Annotated in this window: 9 protein-coding genes; all 9 read left to right on the forward strand. The window is 38.0% G+C overall.

Features of this window, described 5'->3' with window-relative positions; all coding sequences use genetic code 11:
- Positions 1-120 precede the first annotated feature (120 nt).
- The 9 genes from secD to hemZ all read left to right on the forward strand — a co-directional run bounded on the left by secD (position 121) and on the right by hemZ (position 9,126).
- A complete protein-coding gene (gene secD / locus EDD71_RS14585) occupies positions 121-1,356 on the forward strand; it encodes a protein translocase subunit SecD (protein ID WP_133629454.1) in 1,236 nt (411 codons plus the stop codon).
- Positions 1,357-1,370: 14 nt separating this feature from the next.
- Complete coding sequence (secF, locus tag EDD71_RS14590; protein WP_133629455.1) at positions 1,371-2,228, forward strand: protein translocase subunit SecF; 858 nt, start codon at positions 1,371-1,373, stop codon at positions 2,226-2,228.
- Positions 2,229-2,322: 94 nt separating this feature from the next.
- Entirely contained in the window at positions 2,323-3,222 is a 900-nt protein-coding gene (locus tag EDD71_RS14595; RefSeq protein WP_133629456.1) for a single-stranded-DNA-specific exonuclease RecJ, read from the forward strand.
- A 164-nt stretch (positions 3,223-3,386) separates the two neighbouring features.
- Positions 3,387-3,905, forward strand: a complete 519-nt coding sequence (locus EDD71_RS14600) for an adenine phosphoribosyltransferase (protein WP_133629457.1) — start codon at positions 3,387-3,389, stop codon at positions 3,903-3,905.
- A gap of 130 nt (positions 3,906-4,035) precedes the next feature.
- Positions 4,036-6,204 (forward strand): RelA/SpoT family protein, encoded by a 2,169-nt coding sequence (locus EDD71_RS14605; protein WP_133629458.1) that lies wholly within the window; start codon positions 4,036-4,038, stop codon positions 6,202-6,204.
- Between the two features lie 11 nt (positions 6,205-6,215).
- A complete protein-coding gene (gene dtd, locus EDD71_RS14610) occupies positions 6,216-6,665 on the forward strand; it encodes a D-aminoacyl-tRNA deacylase (RefSeq protein WP_133629459.1) in 450 nt (149 codons plus the stop codon).
- A 149-nt stretch (positions 6,666-6,814) separates the two neighbouring features.
- Positions 6,815-7,429 (forward strand): MBL fold metallo-hydrolase, encoded by a 615-nt coding sequence (locus EDD71_RS14615; protein WP_133629460.1) that lies wholly within the window; start codon positions 6,815-6,817, stop codon positions 7,427-7,429.
- 67 nt (positions 7,430-7,496) lie between these two features.
- A complete protein-coding gene (locus EDD71_RS14620; protein ID WP_133629461.1) occupies positions 7,497-7,679 on the forward strand; it encodes a helix-turn-helix domain-containing protein in 183 nt (60 codons plus the stop codon).
- A gap of 10 nt (positions 7,680-7,689) precedes the next feature.
- The gene (gene hemZ / locus EDD71_RS14625; RefSeq protein WP_166636506.1) at positions 7,690-9,126 is read left to right on the forward strand and encodes a coproporphyrinogen dehydrogenase HemZ; all 1,437 of its coding nucleotides are present in this window, start codon (positions 7,690-7,692) and stop codon (positions 9,124-9,126) included.
- Positions 9,127-9,223 lie beyond the last annotated feature (97 nt).

Consider the following 9,223-nt stretch of genomic DNA (forward strand, 5'->3'; position numbering starts at 1 on the left):
ATATATAATTCGATAAATGTTGGGGGATATCCTGCATATAGATGAATGCAGAGCCTTAAAAATTAAGCCTTTCAAGGTTTTGCAAGAGACTAATATCAGCATTAGTAAAGGGGGATATTTATGAAGGCAAGAAATGGATTTGTCTTTACTCTAAGTGCAATCATAATTATTGTATTTGCTTATCTTTTAATGTTTGGAGCAAATCTTGGGCCATATTATAGATTTAATGCTGCAAAGGACCTTCTCAAGCTAGGACTTGACCTTAGAGGAGGAGTTTACATTGAGATGGAGGCAGTTGATAAAAACGTTGACCAGGATGCACTTGAGAGGGCAAGACAGATGCTGGAGCTTAGAGTTAACAACCTTGGAGTTGCAGAATCCACAGTTGCAATTGCAGGAGGGAACAGAATAAGAATAGAAATTCCTGGAATATCCGATGCCAAGGCAGCCCTTGAGCAGGTTGGAAGAACAGGAAAGTTAAGATTTGTAGGTCCCGACGGAAAGGAAGAAATATTAACTGGCAGTGATGTTAAGGATTCAACCGTTGGGGTTGACCCTCAAACAAATCAGCCCGTTGTTCAGTTAAAGCTAAATGAAGCGGGAGCAAAGAAATTCGCAGAGGCTACAAAGAAATATATTGGGCAGCCTATATCAATATACATGGATGAAGATTTAATTTCTTCACCAACTGTTCAAAATGAAATACCAAATGGAGAAGCGGTTATAACAGGTATGAAGGATCTGGATGAGGCAAAAAGAGTTGCGGGAATAATCAAATCAGGTGCACTTCCTGTAAAACTTCAAGCAGCAACAGTTAGAACCATAGGGCCTTCCCTTGGAGCTGAAGCTATACCAACAAGTACAAAGGCAGCTGTAATAGGAGTTTCCCTTGTTATGATTTTCATGCTTTTATACTACAGAGTCCCTGGATTTATTGCTGACCTTGCACTTACTGTATATATTATACTCACGGTTTTAATATTTATAGGAATAAAGGCAACGCTAACCCTTCCGGGTATTGCAGGTATGCTTCTTTCAATAGGTATGGCCGTTGATGCAAACGTGCTTATTTTTGAAAGGATAAAGGAAGAGCTTAAGATAGGAAAGTCTCTGAAATCATCCATAGATGCTGGTTTCCACAGGGCACTTTCATCAATACTTGACTCAAATATTACGACACTAATAGCAGGTTTTGTGCTTTATTACCTTGGCTCAGGTTCAGTAAAAGGCTTTGCTTTAACCCTCATCCTGGGTGTTTTGACAAGTATGTTCACTGCAATTACTATAACAAGGTTCATGCTTAAGACCTTTGTAAATACAGGATGGATTAAAAACACTAAATTCTATGGTGCATAGGGGGAGGGGATAATATGTTAAAGATAGTAGAAAGAACCAGGCTCTGGTTTGCTATATCTCTTATAATAATATTTGCGGGACTAATATCCCTTGTTGTACAGGGGCTTAACTATGGAGTAGACTTTAGAGGCGGTACAGTTGTAACGGTGAACATAGGGAAGGATTTCGATTCAAAGGAGATAAGGCAAATAGCTGAAAAGTATGACCCTCAATCAACTGTAAGGAAGATAGAAGGAAATCAGGTGGAAATAATAAGCGGGAACTTGACAGATGAACAGGTTCCAAAGCTTTTTAATGATCTTAAAGCAAAGTATAACCTTACGGATAAGGACCTCCTTTCAACCAATAGAATAGGGCCTTCGGTGGGTAACGAACTTAAAAGAAATGCATTAAAATCCGTTGCTGTTGCCACTATATTAATGCTCATATATATATGGATAAGGTTTGAAATTAAATCCGGAGTGGCTGCCATTATAGCGCTATTGCACGACGTTCTTATTACTATATCCGTATATACACTGCTTCAAATTCCGGTAAACAGCAGTTTCATTGCAGCTATACTTACAATACTTGGCTATTCTATAAACGATACAATAGTTATATTCGATAGAATAAGGGAAAACAGGAGAACCCACAAATACCATGATTATACAACACTTGCCAATGCCAGCATAACTCAGACCATGGCAAGATCCATAAATACAGTTATGACAACTCTCTTTACAATAACTGCTATTTATATACTTGGAGTTCCATCTATAAAGGAATTTGCACTTCCGCTTATAATAGGTATAATAAGTGGAGCCTATTCTTCCATATTTATCGCAAGCCCCATATGGGTTCTATGGAAAAAAGGAGAAAAATACGTTTAAGAGCCGATTGATCTGGCTCTTATTTTTTATTGCACATATTCAATATCTCAATTATAATATATATGTTTCATGTAAATTGAGGGGAATATGTTGTATGAAAAGATGGCAGTATAAAACAAAGGACTATCTATTTGCTCATGAAAAATTTCATGACCCTTTTTTACTTAAGGATATGGACAGGGCGGTTACAAGAATTGATGCAGCCATAAGAGGCGGAGAGAAGATAGTTATATTTGGCGGTTATGATGTAGGTGGAATTGCAAGCATATCCATTTTGTACAGGGCCTTCAGAAAGCTTGGAGTTGATGTAGGCTATTACATCCCCGATAGAATAGATGGAGGCTGTAAAATAAACAAGGAATCGATAGATTATATGAAAACACTGGCTGCGGATCTTATTATAACTGTACATACGGGAGTACGCTCAACCCAAGAAATTAAATATGCAAGATCCCTTGGTATGGATATAATTATTGCCGATTGTCATGAGTTAAGTGAAGATATATCGGATGCTTTGGTAATAAACCCTAAAAGGCATGATTGCCTTTATCCGTGTAAATTTCTTTCAGGATCCGGTGTTGCATTTAAGCTTATTCAGGCTCTTTGGATGTATTATGGGTTAAAGGATTTTGAGGATTTTCTGGATATTGCAGCCATTGGAACAATAGCAGACGACAGGGATGTTAAAGGTGAAAACAGGACTATCGTTGATTATGGGATTGAAAAGATAAATAAAAGCGAAAATCATGGAATTAAGGCACTGAAGCTGGTTTCTGGAATGCATAATAAGGCTACGAGGAATCAAATAGCTTTTAAAATGATTCCAAGAATAGATGCTGCAGGAAGGTTTATCGATGCTAGAATAGCCGTTGAGCTGTTTATAACATATGATTATGATAAGGCCCTGCAAATAGCCAAATACCTTGATCAGGAGAACAAAAAGCGGGAATATTTTAAAAAGAGAATGTTGAAGGAAGACTTTATAAGTGTTTAGAAGTTATGGAATTTTAAATTGACGGATTGTGCTGAATATGACGGTTTAAATATTATTGGAAATGGGTATTTAAATTTTTAGACTTTTTAATGTATAATGAAGTAGTGAAATGTATATTAGGAATCATGGCAGGTTAAAGAAAAATAATATTGGGAGGAATAAATATGGATTTGAAGGAAAAGATCAGGGTAATAGAGGGATTCCCAAAGCCCGGAATTAGTTTTAAAGATGTAACAACGCTTTTGAAGGATGGAGAAGCCTTTAAATACACTATTGATAAATTGGTTGATATGGTAAAGGATCTTAACATTGATGTAGTAGTTGGCCCTGAGGCAAGGGGCTTTGTATTTGGAACCCCCGTAGCCTATGCCCTTGGCGTTGGGTTTGTCCCAGTTAGAAAACCAGGAAAACTTCCTGCCGATACTCTAAGATATGAATATGAGCTTGAGTACGGAAGCGATGCCCTTGAAATACATAAGGATGCTATAAAGCCTGGACAAAGAGTTTTAATAGTTGACGACCTTCTTGCAACGGGAGGTACTATAAGCTCCGTAGCAAAGCTTGTTGAACAGCTTGGAGGAGAGGTTGCAGCCCTTGGATTTATCATTGAACTTAAAGGACTCAGGGGTAGGGACAAGGTTAAGGACTATAATGTTATATCGCTGGTACAATATGAATTTTAATTAAAGTTAATAAACATGGGTACTGTCGAAAAAATTTGCAAAATGCAGTAAGTTAATATATAATTTATTTTAAAATATGGCTGGTATATATACCAGCCATATATTGTAGGTTATAGGAAAGAGGGCTAATATGCTTCAAGGGATACTGGATAAAATTAAGGAATACAAACTGGATGTTGATGTTAACGCAATTGAAAAAGCATACTATTTAGCAGAAAAAGCTCATAAAAATCAGTTTAGGGAGTCTGGGGAACCCTATTTAAGCCATCCCGTTGAGGTGGCAATTATACTCATAGAAATGGGACTTGATACGGATACTTTATGTGCTGCCCTTTTACACGACGTTGTAGAGGATACCGAGTATACCTATGACGATATAAAGAGGGAATTCAATGAGGAAGTTGCAAACCTTGTAGAAGGGGTAACCAAACTTGGAAAAATAAAGTATAAATCCAAGGAGGAGCAGCAGGCAGAGAATATACGAAAGATGTTTATTGCTATGGCGAAGGATGTAAGGGTTATCCTTATAAAGCTTGCTGACAGGCTCCACAATATGAGAACGCTGAAGTATATGCCCCCTGATAAACAGAAAGAAAAGGCCCAGGAGACGCTTGATATTTTTGCACCTATTGCCCACAGACTTGGTATTTCAAAGATTAAGTGGGAATTGGAGGATTTGAGCCTAAGATTTTTAAAACCCGAGGAGTATTATGATCTTGTAAACAAGGTTGCGCAGAAGAGAGCAGAAAGGGAAAATTCTATTAATCAAATTGTGGCTGTTCTTAAGGAAAAGCTAAAACAGTCAGGAATAAATGCCGATATTGAAGGAAGGCCAAAGCATTTTTACAGCATATATAGAAAGATGCATTACAAAAACAAAACCTTTGACCAGATATTTGACCTTCTGGCAGTTAGAATAATAGTGGAGACCGTAAGGGACTGTTACGCAGCTCTTGGTATTGTCCATACTTTATGGAAGCCAATTCCCGGAAGGTTTAAGGACTATATAGCCATGCCAAAGCCCAATATGTATCAATCACTACATTCAACGGTTATTGGACCTGGAGGACAGCCCTTTGAAATTCAAATAAGGACCTGGGATATGCACAGGACTGCAGAATATGGTATAGCTGCCCACTGGAAGTATAAAGAGGGAATAAATGATGGTAAGATAGATGACAGGCTTAAATGGTTAAGGGAAATAATGGAGTATCAGAGGGAAGCCAGAGATGCCAAGGAGTTTATGGAGACGGTCAAGATAGATTTCTTCTCCGATGAAGTTTTCGTATTTACACCTAAGGGTGCTGTCATCGATCTTCCTGTTGATTCTACCCCAATAGATTTTGCATATAGAATTCACACCGATATAGGAAACAAATGTGTTGGAGCAAAGGTTAACGGAAGAATGGTTCCACTTGACTATAAGCTTAAAACAGGAGATATAGTGGAGATTATAACATCTGCAACATCGAGGGGACCCAGCAGGGACTGGTTAAACATTGCAAAAAGTTCCCAGGCAAAGAGTAAAATAAGGCACTGGTTTAAAAAGACGTTTAAGGAGGAAAATATCGATAAGGGCAAGGAAAGCCTGGAAAAAGAGATAAAAAGGCAGGGGCTTAATGCCTTTGAAGCCTTAAAATCTGAATATATGGATGCGGTCCTTAAAAGATTTAATTATCAGAGTATGGAAGACCTTTACTCTTCAATTGGAAGCGGTGCAATAACATCAGCAGGCGTGGTAACCAAAATAAAGGAAGAGATGAGAAAAAATGAACTTGATGGCCAAAGGCGCCTGGGTATTATTGAAAGGCAGCAGGAAGGAAGGAAGAGACAAAAGGTTGAAGCTAAAAAGCCTGGCATTGAAGTCAAGGGAGAAAAGGACCTTATGACGAGGTTTGCAAAATGCTGCAACCCTGTTCCAGGGGATGATATAATAGGCTTTATTACCAAAGGGAGAGGAGTATCCATACATCGAAGGGACTGTAAGAATTTTGAACATCTTGCAAGCGTTGAACCGGACAGGGTGGTTGATGCTTCATGGACAGGAGAGCATACTACTGACTTCCTTGCAGATGTTCAAATTGAGGCTTTGGATAGATACGGTCTATTAGCCGATATAACTACAACAATTGCAAATTCCAAAACGGTTGTAAGGGGCATAAATGCCAGAACAAATAAAAATCAGTATGCTGTTATTAGCCTTACTCTGCAGGTAACCGATATAGAACACCTTGATAAACTTATGAAGGACTTTAGGAAAATTACAGGGGTGACCGATGTATACAGACATAGAAACTAAGGAGTGGTTTTATGAGAGCAGTTGTGCAAAGAGTTAGCAGAGCAAAGGTTGCTGTTGAAGGTGAAATTGTAGGCGAGATTGGAAGGGGAATGTTGGTGCTCCTTGGAGTCGAGGAGAAGGATAGCCTTGAGGACGTCAATTACCTTGCTGAAAAGATATCCAATCTAAGAATTTTTGATGATGAAGAGGGAAAGATGAACCTTTCCCTTATGGATGTAGATGGAGATATGCTTGTGGTATCTCAGTTTACGCTTTATGGAGATTGCCGTAAGGGAAGAAGGCCAAACTATATGATGGCAGCTAAGCCTGATTATGCAAATGAGATGTATTTAAAGTTTGTGAATGAATGTAAAAAATATGTTGGTAAAGTGGAGACAGGAAAGTTCCAGGCTAAAATGGATGTGGAGCTTGTAAACGATGGACCTGTTACGCTGCTGCTTGATAGTAAGAAGAATTTTTAATTTAGGGGTATTTTTACCGCAGCGCCTACCTGTATATATTTTCTGCTTTTATTCCAACGGACTTTTCAGAGTAGCATACGGATTAATTTAAAGTAAATATATATTACTTTGGTGAAATGCTGAAGAATGGAAAGATGTGAGGTGATATAATGATATTTCATGTTTATCCCGCAGGGGTGTTCCAGGCTAACTGCTACATTATTGCAGATGAGAACACTTTAGAAGGGGCCGTAGTAGATCCTGGTGGAGATCCGGAGGGGATACTCGGAATATGCAAAAAATTGAATTTAAATGTTAAGTATATCATATTGACCCATGGACATGGGGATCATATAGCAGGAGTATGGAAGATAAAACAGGAAACGGGAGCTAAAATTCTCATGAATTCGAAGGATGAATATTTGACGGATGGCGGTACAAAGGAGCTCATACCGATACTTAGGGATATAAGGCTGTTTGATATAGATGAATACATAAATGAAGGTGATGTCATAAACCTGGGAAATATAAGGATAGAGGTCCTTGAAACGCCGGGACATACCTTGGGAAGCGTATCTTTGAAGATGGGAAATATTGTATTGACGGGAGATGCACTGTTTCAAGGTTCAGTTGGAAGGACTGATTTTCCAAAAAGTTCACATGAAGAGTTGATAAGATCTATTAAGGAAAAAATTTTGACGCTTCCTGATGATACCGTTGTGTATCCGGGACATGGACCGTCAACTACCGTTGGGGATGAGAAAAGGTATAATCCTTTTCTTTAATTTAATATGCATATTCCCTCTATTTTTGGGCACTATATGTGTAAAATATATGTAGGGGGAATTTTTTATGAAAAAAAGGCGTTCTTTTGTTAAACCAGGGAATTTTAAAAACCCTCTTGAGGATCTTGATAACGAAAGGTATATTGAGCTTTTAGAGAACGGGCTTTCTGATGAGGAGATTGCGAGGGAGTTTGATATTGATAATTCCTATTTAAAAAGGTTAAGGGATGAATGGAGAGAAGACTACTAAGGGGATGGAAATGTTTAAAGTAAAACTAACGGGACATGATTACAGATATGAAGTTTTTCAAATATTGAATTTGTTTTTTGATAAATCACAGCTTGATTTTAATTCCAGTGATTCATGGGATATAGAGAGCGTATTGGATTTAAATCGAAACGCTGTTGAATGTAATATTTATAAGGACGGAGACGTTTTTATAAAGAAACAGATTAAGTTACATCAGTTGGACAAAAAGGACATAAAAAATGCCATTAAAATGGCCATCTTAAATGCCGCAGAGGAGTATACAGGCAAAAAAATGCCGTGGGGAATACTTGTGGGAATAAGACCAACAAAGATAGTCCATGAGCTTGAAAGGAATAATTACGAAAGGGAAGAAATAAGAGACTATCTTACGTCAAACTATCATGTATCGTATGATAAGGCTCTACTTACAATTGAGGTGGCAGAAAGAGAAAAGAGATATTTAACGAAGAAGGAAAATTCAGTGAGCCTATATATAGGTATTCCTTTTTGTCCAACACGATGTGTTTATTGCTCATTTACTTCCAATCCTCTGGGAAAAAATCAAAGGGTTGTGGAAGAATATTTAGATGCACTTATTAGGGAGATTACGGCAACCCTTGATTGCCTTAATGAAAAAAACATCAACGTTGATACGCTGTATATAGGTGGGGGAACCCCAACATCCTTAACCTCTGAACAGCTTAGAAGGTTATTTGAGACTTTATCATCCAGGCTTGATATAAAGGGACTTAGAGAGTTTACTGTTGAGGCTGGAAGGCCGGATTCTATAGACGAGGAGAAGCTTCTGGCTATTAAGGAGGCAGGATGTGAGAGGATAAGCATAAACCCACAAACTATGAACGATGAAACCCTAAGGCGCATAGGAAGAAACCATACCTCCGAGGATATTGTTGAGAAATATGAATTGGCAAGAATGATAGGTTTTAAGGTTATTAATATGGATTTGATAATTGGGCTTCCTGGTGAAGGCGTGGAGGAGATTAGAAGGACGATGGAAAAATTAAGGGTACTTTCGCCTGACAACGTGACTATACACACAATGGCGATAAAAAGAGCATCAGTGCTTAATGAAAGGGAATATTCCGATAAGAGCTTGAGTGCCGAAAGAATGTATGAAATAGCTACTGAAGAAGTAAGAAACATGGGATTATATCCATACTATATGTACAGGCAGAAAAACATGGTAAGTCCACTCGAAAACGTAGGATACTGCAAGGAGAGCACAGAATGTATATACAACATTCAGATGATTGCAGAGAACATTTCAATAATAGCTATGGGAGCCGATGGAGTTTCAAAGCTTGTTTTTGAGGATGAAAACAGGATTGAAAGGGTTGCAAACGTTAAGGACGTAGGGGAGTATATTAAAAGGATTGACGAAATGATAGAAAATAAGAAAAGGGCAATAGACATTATATCAAAGTAGTGCAGAAATTTCGCAGCTAAAAAAATAAATAGGGCGTAGCCCCTTGATATGTAATGGTTTAGATGAATAATAATTGAAATATGTAAATTCCGATTTT

Origin of the sequence: Fonticella tunisiensis (genome assembly GCF_004364155.1) — a bacterium.
Lineage (GTDB): Bacteria > Bacillota > Clostridia > Clostridiales > Caloramatoraceae > Fonticella > Fonticella tunisiensis.

Bases quoted from the DNA above. Each gene is read 5' to 3' on its own strand.
- EDD71_RS14615 (WP_133629460.1), top strand. From the start codon at position 6,815: ATGATATTTCATGTTTATCCCGCAGGGGTGTTCCAGGCTAACTGCTAC.
- EDD71_RS14600 (WP_133629457.1), top strand. From the start codon at position 3,387: ATGGATTTGAAGGAAAAGATCAGGGTAATAGAGGGATTCCCAAAGCCC.
- EDD71_RS14595 (WP_133629456.1), top strand. From the start codon at position 2,323: ATGAAAAGATGGCAGTATAAAACAAAGGACTATCTATTTGCTCATGAA.
- secD (WP_133629454.1), top strand. From the start codon at position 121: ATGAAGGCAAGAAATGGATTTGTCTTTACTCTAAGTGCAATCATAATT.
- hemZ (WP_166636506.1), top strand. From the start codon at position 7,690: ATGTTTAAAGTAAAACTAACGGGACATGATTACAGATATGAAGTTTTT.
- EDD71_RS14605 (WP_133629458.1), top strand. From the start codon at position 4,036: ATGCTTCAAGGGATACTGGATAAAATTAAGGAATACAAACTGGATGTT.
- secF (WP_133629455.1), top strand. From the start codon at position 1,371: ATGTTAAAGATAGTAGAAAGAACCAGGCTCTGGTTTGCTATATCTCTT.
- EDD71_RS14620 (WP_133629461.1), top strand. From the start codon at position 7,497: ATGAAAAAAAGGCGTTCTTTTGTTAAACCAGGGAATTTTAAAAACCCT.
- dtd (WP_133629459.1), top strand. From the start codon at position 6,216: ATGAGAGCAGTTGTGCAAAGAGTTAGCAGAGCAAAGGTTGCTGTTGAA.